Source organism: Bacillus sp. AF62, from assembly GCF_050312695.1.
In the GTDB taxonomy this organism is placed as follows: Bacteria; Bacillota; Bacilli; order Bacillales; family Bacillaceae_G; genus Bacillus_A; species Bacillus_A cereus.
The window spans coordinates 12,253-33,531 of sequence record NZ_JBNPJZ010000098.1; the positions used below are offsets into that span (position 1 = coordinate 12,253).

Below are 21,279 nucleotides of genomic sequence, written 5' to 3' on the forward strand. Positions count from 1 at the left end.
TCTCGCTTTCTTTTTATATGCGTATCATTATATCAAATATATGGTTTGAATAGTTTTTTATGATTTTTTCGGAATACAACCTTCGTCCATTTCATCTTTGTTGTAGGAGAAGGACCTGTAATCCAAGTATGAAATGGTATTGTGCTACAAATGACCATTGTTGAAATAGAGATAATAGCCGTTAACACAAATAGTAATAGGCTATATAATATAGTATTTTCTTGCAGTGTGAATAAAGAAAGAAACTTTGTGCATAGTTGCAAGAAGAATAAGTGAGCTAAATAAGCACCATACGTGTAATTTCCAATGAAACGTAACGTTTTATATAAGAAACCACGACGCTGTACTATCATAATAGATAATACATACAGTATGATAATTTCGCATACGATATATAAAAACATAGATGGTTTTAAATAGGTAGAAACAGTTAAATGAATAGAGTTTGCTCCGTAAAAACTAAACAACTCATAATTGATGAATAAAAATAAGATGAAAAATAATATTGTTATAAGCGGGATATGTTTCATGACGAATAGACGCCAAGTTTTTAGTGCTACAGCGGCAATGCCACCCATAACGAAATAGAATGAGTAGAATAGAAATGATCGATCTGTATAATGTAAAATTGTTGAACTTGTTAATTTTTCTCCATTAAAAATATAGTGAGAAGAGAACCACATTAATAGAAAATATAGGCAAGCGAAAAAGGTCATATATTTATATATGTCTTTTTTATTTTCTGTTCGTTTTTGAAACCAATAAAAAAGTGTGCATAGTAAAGGGAACAATAAGTGAATTTGGAACATCATAATAACGTACCAAAGATGGGGCGCGGCTGTTCCGAGTAATAAACTTTTTATTCCGCCTTGTAATGTAATAAGATCATTTGTTGTTAATAAGTAAAGAATAGACCAAAAGAAATAAGGAATGAGTAAGTGTGTCGCTTTTTCAGAAATATATTCTTTATATACTAATTGCTTCGTATAGTGACGAATTAAGTGAAATCCAACGATAAATATGAATGCTGGTGCTGAGAATTTTGCAAGATTAAATAGCATGCCCATAATGAGGGATTGCTCAAGTAAGACATTTCCTTGATTCATTGTATATAATAAGGAACTTTGCAAAACGACAGCGAGAAATGCAATGCTTTGCAAAACTTTAAATTCAGGTGCGCTTTGTGTCATTATTTCCATCTCCTTTTCCATACATGATTATAGTACGGAGAATGGATAATGGATGTGGAATATTTGTGAAGATTTTAACAAATTTGTGGCCAGAGGAGATATCAACTTATCAACAAATAACGACAAAAAGAGGATGCTCGTTTGGAGCATCCTCTTTCTAGCTATTAAGCAAATTTGTTTTTGATCCAATTCTTACCTTCTACAAGGCGAGCTGTCATTACCGCACAAGCGTTATCTGCTGTTACGTTTAACATCGTTGCAGGTGGATCAATGATTGTACTAATTGCTGCGATAATTGGCAGTGCTTCTGGCGGGAAACCGTATAGAGATACGATTAACATTTCACCGATCATACCCCCGCCTGGAATAGCACCCATTACTGTTCCTACTAATAAAGAAACAACAAGTGCGATTGCTAATGTTTTCGGTCCTTCGAATTCCATGTTGAAAATACCGAATAAGAAAGCAATTTTTAATACGCCACCTAAAACAGAGCCGTCTTTATGAAGTGTAGAACCAAGAAGGACAACTGTTTCACGAACGTCTGAAGAAATACCCATTTTCTTCGTTGCTTCTAAGTTCGCTGGAATACTTGCGGCACTACTACAAGTTGCAAGTGATGTAACTGTAGGAGAGACCATGTTCTTCCAAAATACTTGTACACCTTGCTTGCGACCTGCAAGGTATGCATAGAATGTGAAGAATACAAAGAAATAAATTAGAGAAGCTGGATAGTATACCATTGCTGCTCGGAAGTAAGTTCCAAGAAGTTGTGGTCCGAATTCACCAACTAATGCTGCGAAGTAAGCAGCAAGTCCGATTGGAGCGTAGTACATAATGAAAGATACAACCTTCATTGAAATCTCTGCACCAGCTTGTAGGAATGTAGCGAATGGTTTTCCTTTTTCGCCAACTGCTGAAGTTGCAATCCCCATTAAGATAGAGAAGAAAATAAGAGCTAACATATTTTCACGAGATAGTAACTTCGAGAAGTCAGATACTGTTAAAATACCGACGATTTGATCTGCAACACTAACAGCTTTGCCGGCTTTGTCAGGTTGTGTTAGTTCTAGTACAACACCTTGTGCTGGCGGGAATACTTTCACGACAATAATCATAAAAATACCAGCTAAAATACTTGTAAATAAGAAAGTCCCAGCCATACTAGACATAATTTTACCGAAACGTTTTAATCCATCCATATTAGCAATAGACGATGCGATGCTAAAGAACACTAGAGGTACAACAATCGTAAACATTAAGTTTAAGAAAATGTCACCAAGCGGCTTTAAAGCAACTGCATCGGCACCCATGAAATAACCAATGAAACCACCAATTAGGATAGAAGATAATAAAATAAGTGGAAAGCGATATGCCTTCATAAATATATCCTCCTATCAATTAAAAAAATCATACTGAATCATTATAGCGAGTTAGAGTCCTCTTTACTAGGAGAATACGGATAAATGGAATAGCGTGAAAACCAAGAAATTTTTGTTTTTAAGCTCGGCATACAGCAGGAAATCTAGACATATATATTTGTAACCTAGTGGTGGCAAGGGATGCACCATAACTTAGGTTTAGAAAAAGGGGGAGGGAAGCGGAATGAATATTTTGCTTTGCTGTGCAGCGGGAATGCCTTCCAGTTTGATTGTTACAAAGATGGAGAAAGCAGCAGAGGCAAGAGGGATAGAAGTAAAAATCTGGGCAGTATCAGGTTCTGAAGTGAATAGTCATATTGATAAAGCTGATGTCCTTTTACTTGGACCGCAAGTACGTTATTTATTACCGAAAATGAAAGAATTATGTAAGGATAAAGGGATACCTGTTGATGTCATTCAATCCGTTCATTACGGACTTTGTAATGGAGAAGCTATCTTGCAAGCAGCTTTGTCAATGAAACCATGAGGAGAGTGGGATAGATGATACGGTTTTTAGAGAAGTACGTGATGCCGGTAGCAGGGAAGGTTGCAGAGCAGAGGCATTTGCAAGCAATTCGAGATGGAATTATTTTAACGATGCCTTTCTTAATTATTGGATCGTTTTTCCTCATTATTAGTGCACTGCCGATACCTGGATATAACGAGTTTATGGCAGGTTTGTTTGGTGAGAATTGGCAGAGAGCTTTAGGGTATCCAGTTAGTGCAACTTTTAATATAATGGCTTTAATAGCTGTTTTTGGAATCGCTTACAGGCTTGGAGAGTATTATAAAGTGGATGCTTTAGCATCCGGGGCATTGTCGCTTGTGACGTTTTTACTTGCGACTCCATTTCAAGTTGCATATATTATACCAAGTACAAAAGAGAGTGTACTTGTAGAAGGCGCTATCCCAGCAGCATTAATGGGAAGTCAAGGGTTATTTGTAGCAATGATTATTGCACTTATATCTACTGAACTTTATCGGTTTATTGTACAAAAAAAGATAATTATAAAGATGCCAGAGACAGTTCCACCAGCTGTCACGCGTTCATTTGCCGCACTTGTTCCAGGATTTATTGTTGTAACAGTTATTTGGATTTTACGCTTAATTATAGAAAATACTTCTTTTGGCAGTATCCATAATATCGTAGGACAAATTTTACAGGAACCACTTAGTGTACTTGGTGCTAGTCTTTGGGGCGCAATAATAGCAGTTATTCTCGTTCATGTTCTTTGGTCGTGTGGAATTCATGGTGCTACTATTGTTGGTGGTGTAATGAGCCCCGTTTGGTTGTCGTTAATGGATCAAAATCGAGTTGCTTTTCAAGCTGGGCAAGATGTACCAAATACAATTACGGCACAGTTTTTTGACTTATGGATTTATATGGGCGGTTCTGGTGCAACGCTTGCTCTAGTTGTCGGAATGTTACTATTTGCACGAAGTCAACAATTAAAAAGTTTAGGGAGATTGTCAATTGCACCTGGTATATTTAATATTAATGAGATGGTAACTTTTGGTATGCCGATTGTAATGAACCCACTTTTACTAATTCCATTTATATTAGTTCCAGTTGTGTTAACAATTGTTTCTTACTTTGCAATGGAATGGGGATGGGTCGCACGTCCGAGTGGGGCCGCTGTACCTTGGACGACACCTATTCTTTTTAGTGGATATTTAGGATCGGGCGGGAAAATTTCAGGTGTTATTTTGCAACTTGTTAACTTTGCGCTAGCATTCTTCATTTATTTACCGTTCTTAAAAATATGGGATAAACAAAAACTGGCGGAAGAAAAGGGGGAGTAAATAACTAAAATGGATACGATAGAGACGAAAGCTTTTCATTTAATCTTGCATGGAGGAAACGCGAGAAGTTGTTCAATGGAAGCAATTGATTGTGCGAAGCGTGGGGAGTTTACAGAAGCTGAAGCTAAATTACAAGAAGCACTAGAGGAATTAAAAGAGGCGCACCGTGTACAAACGGAGCTTATCCAGAAAGAAGCTGGTGGCGAGAAGACCGAAGTTACTCTTTTAATGGTACACGCGCAAGATCATTTAATGAATGCAATTACGGTGAAAGAATTAGCAAGTGAATTTGTAGAGTTATATAGGAAGATGTCGGTGGATGAATGAACCTTGCTTATGCAAGGTTTTTTTATTTCATTAAATAGTGGATGAAAATAATAAATTATTTTTCACTAAAAAATTTTTTTAGTGTTATTTTGTTTTAAACATAACTAGACAACTAAACACTAATCTATTTTCATACAGTTATGTGTTAAAAGCGTGTTGTTTTATAACACACTGTGTGTTTTTTGGACGACACACTAATTGAAAGCGTTAACACACAAAGAAAATGCTCGAAAAAGCACTGATTTTAGTGGTTTTAAAAAGTTGGCACGCTAATTGCATTAATAAATAGCGTAAAGAAAAATAAATAAACATAAATTTTTTATACTACACAAGGGGGATTTTCAAATGAATATTTTATTATGTTGCTCAGCAGGGATGTCTACAAGTTTACTAGTTACAAAAATGGAAGCGGCTGCAAAAGCTCGCGGTTTAGAAGGCAAGATTTGGGCTGTATCTGGGGATGCAGTAAAAACGAATATCGATCAAGCAGATGTATTATTACTAGGACCACAAGTTCGTTACATGCTCTCTTCAATGAAAACGCTTGCTGACGAGAGAAACGTTGGAATCGACGTTATCAATCCAATGCACTACGGCATGATGAATGGGGAAGCAGTTTTAGATCACGCATTAACACTTAAAAAATAATTAGGGGGGAAGCGAAATGCAAAAGTTTATTGCATTTATGGAGAAGTATTTAGTTCCAGTCGCAGGAAGAATCGGATCGCAGCGTCATTTAGTTGCAATCCGTGATGGTTTTATCGCAGTTATGCCTCTTATTTTAGTTGGATCGTTTGCAGTACTTATAAATAATCTACCAGTTGATGCATTCCAAAAACTTATGAAGGGTGCATTTGGGGATGTTTGGAAAGATATCGGCGGTGGTATGTGGACAGGGTCCTTTGCAATATTAGCTCTCATAGCCGCAGTTGGGATAAGTTATAATTTAGCGAAATCTTACGGTGTAGACGCGTTGTCAGCAGCAATTATTACATTCGGTACATTAATTATTATATCTCCGACAACGCCGAAAGAAGGCGGTATTGATTTAGCTTGGACAGGATCACAAGGTTTATTCGTTTCTATCATTGTAGCACTTCTTGTAACCGAGGTATTCAGGTTCTTTGTTCAAAGGGATATTACAATTAAGATGCCAGATGGTGTTCCACCAGCAGTAATGAAATCATTCGCAGCATTAGTTCCAGCATTCGTTATTTTAATCGCAACAGCAAGTATTCAGTTAGCTGTGAAATTAGCGGGAACAAGTATTCATAAAATCGTATTTGAAACAATTCAATTACCATTACAAGGTTTAGCAGGTACGTTACCAAGTGCAATTATTATCGCATTACTTATTCACGTATTATGGTTCTTCGGATTACATGGTCCTAATATTATCGGTGGTATTATCGACCCAATTTATTTACCAGCACTAGAAAAGAACATTAAATTATTTAACGATGGTATGTCTGCATATGATGTACCGAATATTTTCACAAAACCATTCTTTGATGTATATGTGTACATCGGTGGATCAGGTGCTACTTTAGCATTCTTAGTAGCGGTAATGCTTGTTGCAAAAAGTGCGCAACTTCGTGGTGTAGGCCGTGTATCTATCGGCCCTGGTTTCTTTAACATTAACGAACCAGTTATTTTCGGTACGCCAATTGTATTAAACCCAGCTCTAATTATTCCATTCGTACTTACACCAGTTGTATTGGTTATTACTTCTTATACAGCAATTTATTTAGGATGGGTACCAAAGACAGTTGCTTTAGTTCCTTGGACAATGCCACCAATCTTTAGTGGTTATCTTGTATCGGGCGGAAGCATCGCTGGTGCTGTACTACAGCTTGTAAACTTTGCAATTGCGGTAGTAATTTACTATCCATTCGTATTAATGTGTGATCGTACTTATGTGCAAGCTGCAAAAGCTGAAACAAAAGGAAGCGACAATACAATATCACTTTAAAAATAGTATTCTGACGAGTTCCTATAGCTCGTCAGAATAATTACCTTTATATCATGTTCAGAAAGATGAGACCCATCTTCAAGAACACCAAACTATCATTCATAAAATAATAATTTAATAGACATGTTCAAACTGAAGGGGTATTTAAATCGGTTGAACCTTATAGAGAGGGCGGTAATTATGATGACTACAGCAGAACAAATTCCATTCCAATTAATTTTAAATAGTGGTAATGCACGAAGCTTTGCAATGGAGGCACTTCAATTTGCCAAACAGGGGAAAATGGCAGAGGCTGATGAAGCGATGGTAAAGGCGAAAGAAGCGATCAATGAAGCGCATCATTTCCAAACAGAGCTCATACAATCAGAAGCAAGAGGAGAAAAAACAGAGATTAGTGTTCTTTTAATTCACGCACAAGATCATTTAATGAATGCGATTACAGTGAAAGAATTAGCAGCAGAGTTTATCGATCTTTATAAAAAGCTTGAAGCGAAAGGGGAATAAAGCATGACTGGAATTAAAATTGCTACAATCGGCGGTGGATCTAGTTATACACCAGAGTTAATTGAAGGATTTATTAAGCGTTATGATGAACTGCCTGTTCGTGAAATTTGGTTAGTAGATATCGAGGCAGGAAAAGAAAAGTTAGAAATCGTTGGTAACTTAGCGAAACGTATGGTGAAAAAATCAGGTTTACCAATCGAGGTACATTTAACACTTGATCGCCGTGAGGCATTAAAAGATGCTGACTTCGTAACAACACAACTTCGCGTTGGTTTATTAGAAGCACGTGCAAAAGATGAAGCAATCCCGTTAAAATATGATGTAATCGGTCAGGAAACGAATGGTCCTGGTGGTCTATTCAAAGCGTTGAGAACGATTCCTGTTATTTTAGATATTTGTAAAGATATGGAGGAGCTCTGTCCGAATGCATGGTTAATTAACTTTGCAAATCCAGCTGGTATGGTAACAGAAGCTGTCCTTCGTTATACAAATATTCAAAGAGTAGTTGGTCTATGTAACGTTCCAATCGGAATTCGTATGGGTCTTGCAAGATTACTTGAAGTAGATGCGAGTCGTGTTCACGTTGATTTCGCAGGTTTAAATCATATGGTATACGGACTAGACGTATATTTAGATGGCGTGAGTGTAATGGACCGCGTGCTAGAGCTTGTAACAGATCCAGAAAAGCAAATTACGATGGAAAATATCGCAGCGCTTAACTGGGAACCAGACTTTATTCGCGGACTTCGTGCAATTCCATGTCCATACCATCGTTACTACTACAAAACACGTGAAATGTTAGAAGAAGAGAAAGAAGCTTCTGTTGAAAAAGGTACACGTGCAGAAGTAGTAAAACAATTAGAAAATGATTTATTTGAGTTATATAAAGACCCGAACTTAGATATTAAACCACCACAATTAGAAAAACGTGGCGGAGCTTATTATAGTGATGCAGCATGTAGCCTAATTACGTCTATTTACAATAATAAAGGTGATATCCAGCCTGTTAATACACGAAACAACGGAACAATTGCAAGCTTACCACATGATTCTGCTGTTGAAGTGAACTGTATTATTACGAAAGAAGGTCCAAAACCAATTGCAGTGGGAGATCTTCCAGTACCAGTTCGCGGTTTAGTACAACAAATTAAATCATTCGAGCGCACAACAATTGAAGCTGCTGTTACAGGGGATTATCATAAGGCGCTGCTTGCTATGACAATCAATCCACTTGTACCATCAGATAAAGTTGCAAAACAAATTTTAGATGAAATGTTGGAAGCACATAAAGAGTATCTTCCGCAGTTCTTTAAAAAGGTAGAGAAGTAAAAGCGGCGCTATTTAGCCCGCTTTTTTTATTCTATTAGGAGGTATTATGATGATTAAGTTAATTGTAAATGCAGATGATTTCGGTCTTACAGAGGGTACAAATTACGGCATTATTGATGGGCATATAAATGGACTTGTAAATTCAACGACGATGATGATGAATATGCCAGGAACAGAGCATGCGGTACGCTTAGCGAAAGAGTACAACCTACTCGGAGTAGGCGTACATCTCGTATTAACAGCAGGAGAACCACTGTTAAAGGATGTACCGTCACTCGTAGGGGCAAACGGGTTGTTTCATAAACAAAGTGTTGTAAGGGAAGGGAATATAAATCCAGAAGAAGTTGAGAGGGAGTGGACTGCTCAAATTGAGAAATTCCTATCTTACGGATTAACACCAACTCATTTAGATAGTCATCATCATGTGCATGGTTTACCGATTTTACATGATGTTCTTGAGAGATTAGCGGCTAAATATAATGTTCCGATTCGTCGTTGTGAGGAAGATAGAGCGGTGCATCCATTTTCTGATGTGTTTTACAGTGACTTTTATGCGGATGGTGTGACGGAAGATTACTTTGTGAAGTTAAAAGAAAGAGTACAAGGTGAACAAACGGTAGAAATTATGGTTCATCCAGCTTATATTGATCCAGAGCTTGTAAAGCGTTCTTCTTACGTAATGGATCGTGTGAAGGAATTGCGTATTTTAACAGAGAGTGAGTTGCCAGAAGGAATAGAACTTGTGAAGTTTTAATAGAAAAAACGACGGCTACATCATGCCGTCGTTTTTTCTATTTATAAAATGGACAGAATATATCCGCCAAAGGCTCCGAGTATAACGATAACCCAAGGTGGTGTTTTCCAAAAAGCTAGTAAGCAAAAAAGAAGCGAAGCGAAAACGAAATCTGAAGCATTTATAATTGTACTCGTCCAAATGGGATCGTAAAAAGCGGCAATTAAAATACCAACAACTGCGGCGTTAACACCAAGTAGTGCGCCTTGTATGAATGATATTTTTCTCACACTGTTCCAAAATGGTAAAACACCAATAACGAGTAAGAAAGCAGGGAGGAAAATCGCAATTGTTGCGAGTATTGCCCCAAGCGTCCCGTTTAACACTGCTCCTATATACGAGGCGAATGTAAATAGTGGTCCTGGTACTGCTTGTGTTAATCCGTATCCAGCTAGGAACTGTTCTTTCGTCATCATTCCGTTTTGTACGAACTCACCTTCAAGAAGGGGTAGCACGACGTGTCCTCCTCCAAATACAAGTGCGCCAGAGCGATAGAAACTATCAAATAAAGCGATGTAATAAGAGAACGGTCTTAATATTGGTAGCAGTAGTAAGAGTCCAAAGAATAAGACGAGACAAGAAACTGCTATCTTTTTTGAAATAGGTACTTTTATATGCTGAGATTGGCTAATTGGTTGGTTGCGATATAAAAACCAGCCGATAAAGCCACATATTATAATGAGGATCACTTGCGTCCAGCTACTTGGCCATAATAAGGCGATTGCGGCAGTTACAATCGCAATCGTCGCACGGTTGCGATCTGGAGTTAACTTTTGCGCCATTCCCCATATGGCGTGAGCGACAATAGCGACTGCTACAAGTTTTAGTCCATGAATCCAGCCAGCACTCCCAAGATCGAACTGATTAAGGAATGAGGCGAAGAAAACTAAAACAAGGACAGACGGTAAAGTGAATCCAATCCATGAAATAATAGCTCCTAAAAGCCCGCCCCGTAATAATCCAACCCCCATACCGACTTGACTGCTGGCAGGACCAGGAAGGAATTGACATAGCGCTACTAAATCTCCATAGCTTCGTTCATCCATCCATTTTCTTTTTTGCACGTATTCGTGGTGAAAATAGCCGAGATGAGCGACAGGACCGCCGAATGAAGTAAGTCCTAATTTAAATGAGACGAGAAAAATCTCTAATAATGTGTGAAAGGTGTGTTTGTTTTTTTTCAAAATAACCTCCTAGAATGTTTTTGCTATGTGCATTATACAAGAAGTGGTAAAGCAAAAGGAACAAATCTAATGTAAAGATTTTGTGAATCTTTTCTTTGTAATTAAAATTGAAAAAGTCATAAATGATTATGTCTAAACCATAAAGTAGTAGAAGTAGTGCTGGGAAATTTATATAAGGAGAATGCCTTATGACAACACATTTCTTTGCCAGGTTAACAGGTAAGAGGGAAGTGCCTCCTGTAAATACAGAAGCTTTTGGGGTAGCAGAGTTTATTTTTAGTGATGATTTAACGAAATTGCATTACAGAGTAATACTAAAAAATATAGAAAAGGTTACATCGTGTCAAATTCATTTAGGGAAGTCTACTCAAATTGGTCCTGTTGTTTTATATTTGTATGGTCCACTGGAGCAAGGGATTAGCTTGAACGAGGGAAGTATTACTGGTGTAGTGAATGTGGAGGATTTTGAGGGACCTTTACAAGGGAAATCATTTGTACATTTACTTCAAGAAATTATTCAAGCAAATGTATATGTTAATGTTCATACGAAATCACAAAAAAGAGGAGAAATAAGAGGGCGAGTTAGAAAAGTAAAGAAGTAGAGGAAAAGGCTGTCCATATGTTGGAACAGCCTTTTCTCATTATATAAGGTGCTAGTTTTAGCGATTATTGTCGGTAAATCGATATATTTTGAAAAACGCTGATATAATCTGAGTTGCGCCGATATATTTCAATAATCGCTGATATAACTCGCGTTACGGTCGATATTTTTAAAAACTGCCTCGATTAATTTTTCACAGGTTGATTTTTAATAAAGAAGTCCATAACGTAAAATACTTCGTCATCTGGTATTTGTATTTCAAATGTATTTTCAATTGGTTGCAATGCTTTTTTTACTTTCATATACATCCAGTATTCATCTTGTCTCCTTTTCTCCTTATCAGGATGAGGAAGAAGGCTTTCTCCTTTTTGGAGACGGTCAACCATACAGCTCATATGCAGAATAACACCCATTAAGCTATCAGGAGTTAGCTGTAAGGAAATTAATTCTTGGATTGTATTTAATGCGTAACGAATTGTTTTAATCAGTAATGCTCCATCGTTACGTTGCATTTGTTGTTCAAGAATATCCGCCATTTTTGCATATGTTTCTTCATACGTAATTAATTCTTGAATGGGCTGAATCGCTGTGTAGTTTACGATGTCTTGGAAATGATATGTTAAGCACGGCACTTGCACATCGAAATTCGTGACGATACAAATGATGTTACGCTCTTTTTTTATGTTCTCGATCATTTTCGTTAAATCTTTTTCATGGACGATACTAATCGGAATAATTTCAATTAAGTCTTTATCAAATCGTAAATAGTTCTCTAACATTTTTTGAATAGCTAAAGCACTTCCTTCACCAGTTAAACAAGCTGTTAAAATCACAGATTTCATTGGAGAGAGAGGTTTTTTCTTTTCTTCTTGTACGTTTAAGTAAAATGGTGTTAAATTTTTTACTGTTTCATACAGCGCATCTAATGAATAACCGAGCTGAGCTTTTCGAGCTGCTTCTAGTGCATGTGGTGTGCTCGTCATCGAGAGAACACGTACAGGAATTTTGAACTCCGTTTCTAATATGTCACCGATATAAGCAAGTGACCCCATATCGACAAGTAAGAGAAGCCCATTTACATTTTGTAGTGTTTTCATATACACTTTCACACGTTCCAAGAAATCTTTCGGTGATTCGTGTAACGGCATATCAATACCGGTTACTTCCTCAATGCCGAGAAGTTCGTTTGCAACGTTTGCCATTTCAGTTGCGATGCCATTACCGTGTGCTAATATTAATACTTTTACTTCTGTTTGTGAGGCAGGAATTGGATCAACAACGAAGAACATTGTTAAAAAGCCAGCTTCATCAATAGGCATTGTTATTTGTAATTCTTCCTCCAGTAGTTGAATGCATTGCATGGCTACGGAAAAAGCTTCTTTATATTTCGTACGAATTTGATTTAATTGTGGGTGATGTATTTGTTTTCCGCTTTGTAAACGTTGTAGAGTTGTCTGTACATGTAAACTTAAAGCGAGAAATACTTTTTCATCAAACGTCTTAGATAAATGCTTTTCAGCAAGTTCCGCTATTTTTTCACATACGGAAACGATATTACGATCCACAATTTTAAAAACATTTTCATGGCTTGTTTTTTTTGATATTTGGTTAAAATATTGTACGAAAAAGCTTTGAACATCATTTTCTATTAGTAATTCTAATTCTTCCTCTTCAATACCACGTGCTTGAAGTTCTTCGTATTTATAGTCAATATAATCGTAAATAGAAGAGCGTTTTTCATCTTCTGTTTTATGATTACTCCAACCTTCCTCACCTGTAAATACAAATGTTTCATTTGGTATTTGGTATAAGTGACGGCTCTTCCTTTCAATGAACAACCCTTCTTTCATATACCAAGGTAAATCTGTACTTGAAACATAGACAGAATCACGTTTCTTTGTGACCAAATCAGAATAGGCTTTCGCACAGGCAATTTGAACATCTGTTTTTAATTGACCAATGTTATTGGGACAATTGTAAAAGACGAAAGCACGCATTGCATTTGGGCTAACGTGAATGTCTTTTCGCAGACGAATTGCTTCATTTGTGAAAAATAGCTGTAGTAAAGCAAAGCGCTCTTTATGTGTACGCTCACGAAGTGGTGGCAGCGTAACAGTCATCGGTATACGTCTTGTAAATGTTTTTAATAAAAAGGAATTTGGTTCTTCTGTTGTTGCAGTAATGATTAATACTTGTGCTTTACGTTCGTTCTCTGTTTCTCCAAGGCGGCGGTACACTCCGCGGTCAATAAAGGTGAAAAGCATTTCTTGTCCCTCTGGAGGTAGGCGATGTACTTCATCTAAGAAAAGAATTCCTTCATGTGCTTTTTCAATTAACCCTTTTTGATCACTTGCTCCTGTGTAAGCTCCTTTTTTAATCCCAAATAACTGTCCAAGTAGTAGTTGTGGATTGTTTGCGTAATCAGCACAGTTAAAGACGATAAATGGTGCATTTTTGGGAAGCTGTTCAACTTCAATTGCATATTCGTGCATTAAAGAAGCAAACATAGACTTTCCGACCCCTGTTTCTCCCAGTAGTAAAGTATGCATACCGTTTGGAGGGTAGAGAATAGAAGCTTTCGCTTTTTCAATTGCGATTTTAAGGCTCGTATTTTCAATTGCAAATGTATCTAATGAAGTTATGTCTTTTGAATGCGTTTCCAACGAAGTGTTCGTTTCTATGTAAAAACGAACAGGTCGCGTATTTGTTTTTAATAACCGTTTATCTTTTACAAGTTTGTTTAAGTCGCTACTTACATTGGCGCGATCTAGTTGTAGAAATGTAGCGAGTTCTGATGCGGTTACACCTTCTGTATAATTTCCTTCTTGTATTGCATTAAAAATGAGATCTATTCGTTTCATTTCCATTCACCTCGAAACTTCATCACTATTTAAAAGTTTACACAAAAATGGGAAGGGTGGGAAGAGAAAAATAAAACAGCTTTAGTCTAGAAGTACTAAAGCTGTTACAATCTTGTGTCTTTCCAAAAATTTACCTCGAGATGAGAAGATGGATTATAGGGAAGAAGTTTGTATCCTTGTGACTGTAAATAATCAATTACTTTTGGCAGTATTTGTACGGTCACACTCGAATCATGCATTAAAATAACTTCGACTTGTTCATCACTTTGATTACGCACTCTTTCGAGTATGGCAGAAGGATTATCATAGCTTTTCCAGTCATAAGTATCGATCGTCCAATCCCACATTTTATATTGGGCTGATACAAGTGCGTCACGGTAATTCTTTTTTAAGTAAGGCATACTACCATATGGAACGCGAACGAGATGTGTATTTAATTTCGTAACTTGCTGGACAATGCTTTGAGTTTGTTCCATTTCTGCAATTAAAGTGGAAGGGTCACCAGTGTAAAGGCGTTTTACATCATGTGACATGCTATGGAGCCCGATATAATGTCCTTCTTTAATTAATCGTTGCATCGTTTTTTTGTAATGCGGCACTTTTCCGCCAATAACAAAGAAAGTTGCTTTTCCGTTCTTTTCTTTTAAGATGTTTAAAATTTGTGTAGTATATTTGTTTGGACCGTCATCAAATGTTAAGTACGCAATTTTTTGTGTAGGAGAAGTTGTTTCAGTATTTGGATGATGTTCAGCAGGAATAACGGTTGTTGCTTCAGTATTAGATGATGCGTACGTAGTAATTGTTAAGAATAAAATAATACATTGAAATACTCGCTTAATCATAACATTCACCCTCAGTTTGACAATCAAGATGTAAAAAAAACTTGATACTTTTCTTATTATGTATATCTTTCTCCAATAGAGGAACTCTCAAACAATCTATATTTTGGAAATATAAAATAAGGAATAAAAAATAGCATCCTAAAGGATGCTATTTGAATATTTCATAATGGTAAAGGCTATACTACAATTAGTCTTCGCGTTTTTTCACTTTTTTATAAAAGGAAATAAGTGGTTTGTAACGTTCATGTACAAGCCCGATTATTTCAGCAATGATTTCTGTGAAGAAAATCAAAGCGAAAAGAAGAATAATGGATAACCATAACGTTGCACTAGTGAAAATAATGGCATTTACACTAAAGAAAATACCGAATGCGTATATAATTAGTACCGTTTTACGATGAGAGAATCCCATTGCAAGTAAGCGGTGATGTAAATGCGATTTATCTGGTGCTGAAATAGGTTTTTTATTTACGATACGACGGATGATTGCAAATATCGTATCAAATATAGGTACACCTAAAATGATAATTGGAACGATAAAACTGAATAACGTTACACTTTTGTATAATCCAAGTAACGATATAACAGAAATACAGTATCCTAAAAATAGTGCTCCTGTATCTCCCATGAAAATTTTTGCTGGATGGAAGTTGTAGAATAAAAATCCAATTGTACTTGCTAATATAATTAATGCAAGTGGCAAGATAATAGCTGTTCCAGTACCCCATGGGCTAGTGAAGGCCATATATGCTAGCGTTGCAAGTACGATAGATGAAATACCAGCAGATAATCCATCTAAGCCGTCAATTAAGTTGATTGCATTCGTAATACCTACAAGCCAAAATACTGTAATTGGATAAGCAAGCCATCCAAGTTCAGTATCCCCAAGGAATGGGATATATAATACTTGCACTAATAAGCCACTTTTTACAATCATAATGGCAACTAACAGTTGTCCACCGAATTTTACTTTCGCAGATAACTCGTACATATCATCTAAAATTCCGATGATTACAATGATAATCGCACCTAGTGTTATTGATAACATTCTTTGCTCATATAAGCCGCCGACAACAAATCCTACAGCTACACCAATAAATATTGCCAACCCGCCAAGACGTGGCATAATCTTTTGGTGCACTTTACGTGCGTTTGGCTTATCTGTCGCTCCTATTTTAAAAGCTAATTTAATAACTAAAGGAGTAACGACGAGTACAGTGATGAAAGATGCCAAAATGGCATAAATCACTTGTGAGTCCATTAATACCCCACCCTTTATATTCTAACGTAATTTTTTTTTTGAAAATATATTTATCTGAAAATTATGATGTTTATTTACAGGCTCATAACATATGGTATCACAAAAAGATTAGAATTCAATCTTTTTTTCTCTTTACGGTTAATGGAAGCGGATAGAATATATGACAATTGTATATAGAATGTTGCATCATATGAGAAGGTTAATCGTACTGGACTTTGGAATATGACATTTCCTTTTTTTCTTCGATAGTGAATACTTTTAGTTCAGTATTATAAGTGTTACACGTAGAAATGAGTAAGTTTCATGTTAAAATGTGGGAATTTATCTAGCGTCAACTAGTAGCCCCATTCCTACTAATTAAAGTTTCACTTTATCCCGCATTAATGGGCAGTAAGACCCCCTCCTCAAAATTCAGCGAAGCAAAGAAGTTAGGTGGGGATCAACTGCTCGTAAAAGCCCCACTGATTAAAGTTTCACTTTATATTATAGTGCATTTAATTTTACAAAAACTTTAAAAAGAATGAGGGAAGTAATTCATATAATGAAGAAGGAAAAGGGTTTTCTCATTTTTAATGTGAGAGGGGGAAGCACAGGGAGAATTCTGTATTTCATATCTTTTCTATTGTAAATTCCTGTGCGAAAAGGAAATGAAAATTACGATAATAGGTACTGGATATGTTGGATTGATTACAGGAGTAGGATTGGCAAAGTTGGGGCATTCAGTTACATGTTTTGATATAGATGGTGAAAAAATTGAACGGATAAAACAAGGGGATTTACCTATTTATGAGGTTAGATTACATGAATTAATAAATTATGCATATGAGAATAATGCTTTAACTTTTACATCAAATAAAGAAGAGGCATTTGATGATGTAGAGTTTATATTTATTGCAGTTGGAACACCATCTTTATTAGATGGGACGGCGGATTTAACGTATATTCAGAGTGCTTGTAAAGATATTGGATTATATGCGACAAACGATATTATTGTTGTTACGAAAAGTACAGTTCCAGTAGGTACAAATGATGTAATGAAGGGATGGATTGAGGGGAATTTAAAAGGGAGGCATACAGTACATATCGTATCGAATCCAGAGTTTTTGCGTGAAGGTTCAGGTATTTATGATTTCTTTCATGGAGATCGTATTGTAATTGGAGCGGATAGTGAGGAAGTAGCAAGAAAAGTAGAGAGTTTGTATAGCCAATTATGCTTAGAAACGTATGTTACAGATATTAAAAGTGCAGAGATGATTAAATACGCATCGAATGCCTTTTTAGCTACAAAGATTAGTTTCATTAATGAAATTTCAAATATATGTGAGAAGGTAGGCGCAAATGTATTGGATGTTGCCAAAGGGATGGGAATGGATAAGAGAATTGGTGCATCTTTTTTAAATGCGGGCATTGGATATGGGGGATCATGTTTCCCGAAAGATACGAAAGCACTGGTGCAAATTGCGGGAAATGTTGCTCATGATTTTCGTTTGTTAAAAGCGGTTATTGAAGTAAATAATAAGCAACAGCTGCTATTGATTGAAAAAGCGAAAAAAGTTATGAACATGAATAAAAAGCGGATTGCAGTTCTTGGCGCGTCATTTAAGCCAAATACGGATGATATTAGAGAGGCATCATCTCTTATTATAATAGAAGCATTACTTAATATAGGTGCAGAAATTGTTCTGTACGACCCAAAAGCAATTCAATATGTGAAAAATATATTTGGAGATGCTATACAATATAGTAGATGTATAGATGAATCGATTAGAGATGCGAGTGCGGTTTTTATCGTAACAGAATGGGAAGCTATTCGAGTGTACCCGTTAGAAAAGTACGTACAACTTATGAGAGAGCCTATTTTATTCGATGGGAGAAATTGTTATACTGATGAAGATGTTAAGAAACAAAAGATAGATTATTACTCGGTGGGCAGAAAAAGTATTTGTAATAGAAAAGTTTCTGTTATGCGTTAAAAAGGGATGTACTCATACATATTTTTATATGTCATAATAGAAGCTGTAATTAGTGAAAGAAAAGAGGCAATCACATGACTGAACGTTTAAAAGTAATGACAATTTTCGGGACACGTCCAGAAGCAATTAAAATGGCACCTCTTGTATTAGAGTTGCAAAAACACCCAGAAAAAATTGAATCGATTGTGACTGTAACAGCACAGCATCGCCAAATGTTAGATCAAGTATTAAATATCTTTGGAATTACGCCAGATTTCGATTTAAATATCATGAAAGACCGCCAAACTTTAATTGATGTTACAACACGCGGTTTAGAAGGTTTGGATAAAGTAATGAAAGAAGCGAAGCCGGATATTGTACTTGTACATGGTGATACAACAACAACATTTATTGCAAGCTTAGCTGCTTTTTATAATCAAATTCCAGTAGGCCATGTTGAGGCGGGTCTTCGTACGTGGGATAAGTATTCTCCATACCCAGAAGAGATGAATCGTCAATTAACAGGTGTAATGGCGGATCTTCATTTCTCACCAACAGCAAAATCAGCAACGAACTTACAGAAGGAAAATAAAGATGAGTCACGTATTTTCATCACAGGAAATACAGCGATTGACGCGCTGCAAACGACTGTAAAAGAAACATATAGTCATCCTGTACTAGAGAAACTTGGAAATGATCGTCTTGTACTTATGACAGCTCACCGTCGTGAAAACTTAGGTGAACCTATGCGTAATATGTTCCGTGCAATTAAGCGTCTTGTTGATAAGCATGAAGATGTACAAGTTGTGTACCCTGTTCATATGAACCCTGTTGTTCGTGAAATAGCAAATGAAATTTTAGGTGAACATAATCGTATTCATTTAATTGAGCCGCTAGATGTAATTGATTTCCACAATGTTGCAGCTCGTTCATACTTAATGTTAACGGATTCTGGCGGTGTACAAGAAGAAGCTCCATCACTTGGGGTACCAGTTCTTGTTCTTCGTGATACAACAGAGCGCCCTGAAGGTATTGAAGCAGGTACGCTGAAATTAGCAGGAACAGACGAAGAGACAATCTTTGGTCTTGCAGATGAGTTGTTATCAGATAAAGAAGCTCATGATAAGATGGCGAAAGCATCTAACCCTTACGGTGATGGTCGTGCATCAGAGCGCATTGTAGAAGCAATTTTACAACACTTTAATAAGTAAATAAAAAAGGCCCAATCGGATAGATTGGGCCTTTTTGTTACGGCTGATTGCGCATAATCCACTCTGCATGAGCATTTGTAGAAGGTGGCGGATTAGTTGGTGTTTTATTTTGGTTTGTTTCTTTTTTTGCTTGTTCGTTAGAATTAGAACTTGAATTTGAATCATGATTTGAGTTGTTTTTTGTAGTTGGATTTTTTGCTTTTTCCCCTAATTCTTTTTCAATTTCGTTACGCACCGTTTCTACACTGATTGGATCTGGAAGGAAGTAATAAATACCGCCTATCTTTTTGTCTTCGCCTTCAAGCTTTAACGTTTGTATTGTAGAAGGATCAAATCCAGAGAGTTTATTGTAAAGAGCAAGTCCGTCTGAAATAGGAATGTCGGTTTTTATATATTTTCCAACGACAGCTGTTAAATCTTTAATTTTAAATACAGTAGAGGTGGAGTTTAACTTTTGGGCAACAGCGGCTAGTAATTGTCTTTGTCTAGCAGCTCGACCATAATCGCCATTTGGATCTTGTTTTCGCATACGGACGTAAGCAAGTGCTTCTTCACCGTTTAAGTTTTGCTGTCCTTGCTTAAATTGAATTTTTTTGTAGTAATCTACGTCAGAGCGCTCCCAGAAATCGAAGGGTACGTCAACCGTAACGCCGCCGACAGCATCAACGATACCTTTAAAGCCTTGGAAATCAATTTTAAGATAATGGTCTACAGGAACTTTTAGAAAGCCTTCGACAGTTTTGATTGCCATTTCTTCTCCGCCGTAAGCATGGGCAGCGTTAATTTTGTCTTCCTTATCTTTACCAACAATTTTAACTCGAGAATCACGAGGAATACTCATAAGTGAAATCTTTTGAGTTTTCGGATTGACTGTTGCAAACATTAATGAGTCCGTACGACCATTTTGACCGTCTGTCGCATAATCTTCTATACCCATAATGAGAATTGTAAAAGGTTCCTTTGTAATTTCTACATCTTTGTTTCTTAAATCCGATTTTTCACGAGTAAAACCACTATACATCCCCATAAGAGAAGAGTAAGAATTTAACACATAAACTCCTATACTGCCAAATAAAAATGCGAAAATAAGGAAGAAGAAAAGTTTCCTTCTTCGCTTCTTTTTTATTCTGCTATTTTGGAGATGATAATAACGTTCTTCCATATATAATCTCCTTAGTTCGTTAGTTCATTTGTAGGGAAGTAATTCACTACATTAATCTTTGAAGGTGATAAAAGAGTTATGCTTAGATAACATCTTGTTCTAAGTACAACATATCTCCTTCTGTAATTGTACATTTCCCGTTTGTTAATTCAATCATCCAATTTGTAAATGCTTGTTTGCCGTCTTCTTCTACATAAGTATCAAATGTGACATTTTCTAGATAATGTATATCTTTAATGGCATATTTTGAATTACGTAATTCATTTTCTACTTTGCCAAGTAATGTGTAATCAATCTCGGTTTGCATCACACGCATTAGTTTTCGCTGGACAACACCGACATGATTAATGCCTTCGCTTGTACACTTTCCATATGCACGAATTAATCCACCTGCGCCAAGTTTAATGCCACCAAAATAGCGTGTTACGACAACGACGGTATCTTTTAGCCCACGTTTTTTTAGTACTTCTAGCATTGGTACGCCAGCTGTACCGCTAGGCTCGCCGTCATCATTTGCTTTTTGAATATGATCTTGTTCGCCAATTAAATAAGCGGAACAATTATGTGTTGCATTCCAATGCTGTTTTTTTATTTTTTGTATAAATTCTTGAGCCTCTTCCTCGGTCGTTGCTCGGCTAATATAACAAATAAATCTTGATTTTTGAATGACGATTTCGTGTTCGCCGTAGTCTTTGATTGTTAAATATTGTAATAGCACTTGTATACGCCCCTATCTATCAACATGACTAGTACTTTCCATTTTAAAAGCGAGCCTTTTTATATTCAAACATTTTTTCTAAATAGGCTGAAGTTTTTGGTGAGTATTTTATCTTTTTGTTGTAATTTGTCGAGATGGTGAGTATAAT

Annotated in this window: 19 protein-coding genes; 11 read left to right on the forward strand and 8 right to left on the reverse strand. The window is 36.5% G+C overall.

Annotated elements, in window-relative coordinates:
* Positions 1–32: 32 nt before the first annotated feature.
* Both ACQRBL_RS25855 and ACQRBL_RS25860 read right to left on the reverse strand, forming a co-directional pair.
* The gene (locus ACQRBL_RS25855) at positions 33–1,190 is read right to left on the reverse strand and encodes an acyltransferase (protein ID WP_000194332.1); all 1,158 of its coding nucleotides are present in this window, start codon (positions 1,188–1,190) and stop codon (positions 33–35) included.
* Between the two features lie 164 nt (positions 1,191–1,354).
* Complete coding sequence (locus ACQRBL_RS25860; protein ID WP_411996222.1) at positions 1,355–2,572, reverse strand: dicarboxylate/amino acid:cation symporter; 1,218 nt, start codon at positions 2,570–2,572, stop codon at positions 1,355–1,357.
* Between the two features lie 223 nt (positions 2,573–2,795).
* On the opposite strand from ACQRBL_RS25860, the gene ACQRBL_RS25865 reads away from it, so the two are divergent.
* The 8 genes from ACQRBL_RS25865 (at position 2,796) to chbG (ending at position 9,300) form a co-directional block, all read left to right on the forward strand.
* Complete coding sequence (locus ACQRBL_RS25865; RefSeq protein ID WP_411996223.1) at positions 2,796–3,098, forward strand: PTS sugar transporter subunit IIB; 303 nt, start codon at positions 2,796–2,798, stop codon at positions 3,096–3,098.
* 14 nt (positions 3,099–3,112) lie between these two features.
* A complete protein-coding gene (gene celB / locus ACQRBL_RS25870; protein WP_000617789.1) occupies positions 3,113–4,414 on the forward strand; it encodes a PTS cellobiose transporter subunit IIC in 1,302 nt (433 codons plus the stop codon).
* A 9-nt stretch (positions 4,415–4,423) separates the two neighbouring features.
* Positions 4,424–4,741: a PTS lactose/cellobiose transporter subunit IIA gene (locus ACQRBL_RS25875; RefSeq protein ID WP_000379645.1), complete on the forward strand. Its 318-nt coding sequence runs from the start codon at positions 4,424–4,426 to the stop codon at positions 4,739–4,741.
* A gap of 345 nt (positions 4,742–5,086) precedes the next feature.
* Positions 5,087–5,389 carry a PTS sugar transporter subunit IIB gene (locus ACQRBL_RS25880; protein ID WP_001023569.1) on the forward strand — a complete coding sequence of 101 codons (303 nt, stop codon included), beginning with the start codon at positions 5,087–5,089 and terminating at the stop codon, positions 5,387–5,389.
* A 16-nt stretch (positions 5,390–5,405) separates the two neighbouring features.
* A complete protein-coding gene (celB, locus tag ACQRBL_RS25885; protein WP_411996224.1) occupies positions 5,406–6,713 on the forward strand; it encodes a PTS cellobiose transporter subunit IIC in 1,308 nt (435 codons plus the stop codon).
* Positions 6,714–6,893: 180 nt separating this feature from the next.
* Positions 6,894–7,217 (forward strand): PTS lactose/cellobiose transporter subunit IIA, encoded by a 324-nt coding sequence (locus ACQRBL_RS25890; RefSeq protein WP_000989050.1) that lies wholly within the window; start codon positions 6,894–6,896, stop codon positions 7,215–7,217.
* 3 nt (positions 7,218–7,220) lie between these two features.
* Positions 7,221–8,546 (forward strand): 6-phospho-beta-glucosidase, encoded by a 1,326-nt coding sequence (gene celF, locus ACQRBL_RS25895; RefSeq protein WP_000145762.1) that lies wholly within the window; start codon positions 7,221–7,223, stop codon positions 8,544–8,546.
* A 49-nt stretch (positions 8,547–8,595) separates the two neighbouring features.
* Positions 8,596–9,300, forward strand: coding sequence for a chitin disaccharide deacetylase (chbG, locus tag ACQRBL_RS25900; RefSeq protein WP_000593494.1), 705 nt, complete (start codon positions 8,596–8,598; stop codon positions 9,298–9,300).
* A gap of 41 nt (positions 9,301–9,341) precedes the next feature.
* Here the strand turns inward: chbG and ACQRBL_RS25905 are convergent, their stop codons facing one another.
* Positions 9,342–10,523: a chromate transporter gene (locus ACQRBL_RS25905; RefSeq protein WP_090978141.1), complete on the reverse strand. Its 1,182-nt coding sequence runs from the start codon at positions 10,521–10,523 to the stop codon at positions 9,342–9,344.
* A 188-nt stretch (positions 10,524–10,711) separates the two neighbouring features.
* Between ACQRBL_RS25905 and exsM the strand changes: the two genes are divergently transcribed.
* Positions 10,712–11,125: an exosporium regulatory protein ExsM gene (exsM, locus tag ACQRBL_RS25910; protein ID WP_000207046.1), complete on the forward strand. Its 414-nt coding sequence runs from the start codon at positions 10,712–10,714 to the stop codon at positions 11,123–11,125.
* Positions 11,126–11,309: 184 nt separating this feature from the next.
* Here the strand turns inward: exsM and ACQRBL_RS25915 are convergent, their stop codons facing one another.
* From ACQRBL_RS25915 to ACQRBL_RS25925, 3 genes are all read right to left on the reverse strand, one after another.
* A complete protein-coding gene (locus ACQRBL_RS25915) occupies positions 11,310–13,985 on the reverse strand; it encodes a PRD domain-containing protein (protein WP_000820950.1) in 2,676 nt (891 codons plus the stop codon).
* 104 nt (positions 13,986–14,089) lie between these two features.
* The gene (locus ACQRBL_RS25920) at positions 14,090–14,827 is read right to left on the reverse strand and encodes a polysaccharide deacetylase family protein (RefSeq protein WP_065485867.1); all 738 of its coding nucleotides are present in this window, start codon (positions 14,825–14,827) and stop codon (positions 14,090–14,092) included.
* Positions 14,828–15,014: 187 nt separating this feature from the next.
* The gene (locus tag ACQRBL_RS25925; protein ID WP_023523500.1) at positions 15,015–16,088 is read right to left on the reverse strand and encodes a glycosyltransferase family 4 protein; all 1,074 of its coding nucleotides are present in this window, start codon (positions 16,086–16,088) and stop codon (positions 15,015–15,017) included.
* A 647-nt stretch (positions 16,089–16,735) separates the two neighbouring features.
* Here ACQRBL_RS25925 and ACQRBL_RS25930 point away from each other — a divergent pair.
* On the forward strand, positions 16,736–18,061 hold the full coding sequence (locus ACQRBL_RS25930; protein ID WP_411996226.1) for a UDP-glucose dehydrogenase family protein: 1,326 nt from the start codon (positions 16,736–16,738) through the stop codon (positions 18,059–18,061).
* 74 nt (positions 18,062–18,135) lie between these two features.
* Complete coding sequence (gene wecB / locus ACQRBL_RS25935; protein WP_000140121.1) at positions 18,136–19,251, forward strand: non-hydrolyzing UDP-N-acetylglucosamine 2-epimerase; 1,116 nt, start codon at positions 18,136–18,138, stop codon at positions 19,249–19,251.
* Between the two features lie 37 nt (positions 19,252–19,288).
* Here wecB and ACQRBL_RS25940 read toward each other — a convergent pair whose 3' ends face one another.
* Together ACQRBL_RS25940 and ACQRBL_RS25945 are read right to left on the reverse strand one after the other, a co-directional pair.
* Positions 19,289–20,413 carry an LCP family protein gene (locus ACQRBL_RS25940; protein ID WP_097961023.1) on the reverse strand — a complete coding sequence of 375 codons (1,125 nt, stop codon included), beginning with the start codon at positions 20,411–20,413 and terminating at the stop codon, positions 19,289–19,291.
* Between the two features lie 82 nt (positions 20,414–20,495).
* Positions 20,496–21,131 carry a YigZ family protein gene (locus ACQRBL_RS25945; protein ID WP_000926670.1) on the reverse strand — a complete coding sequence of 212 codons (636 nt, stop codon included), beginning with the start codon at positions 21,129–21,131 and terminating at the stop codon, positions 20,496–20,498.
* Positions 21,132–21,279 lie beyond the last annotated feature (148 nt).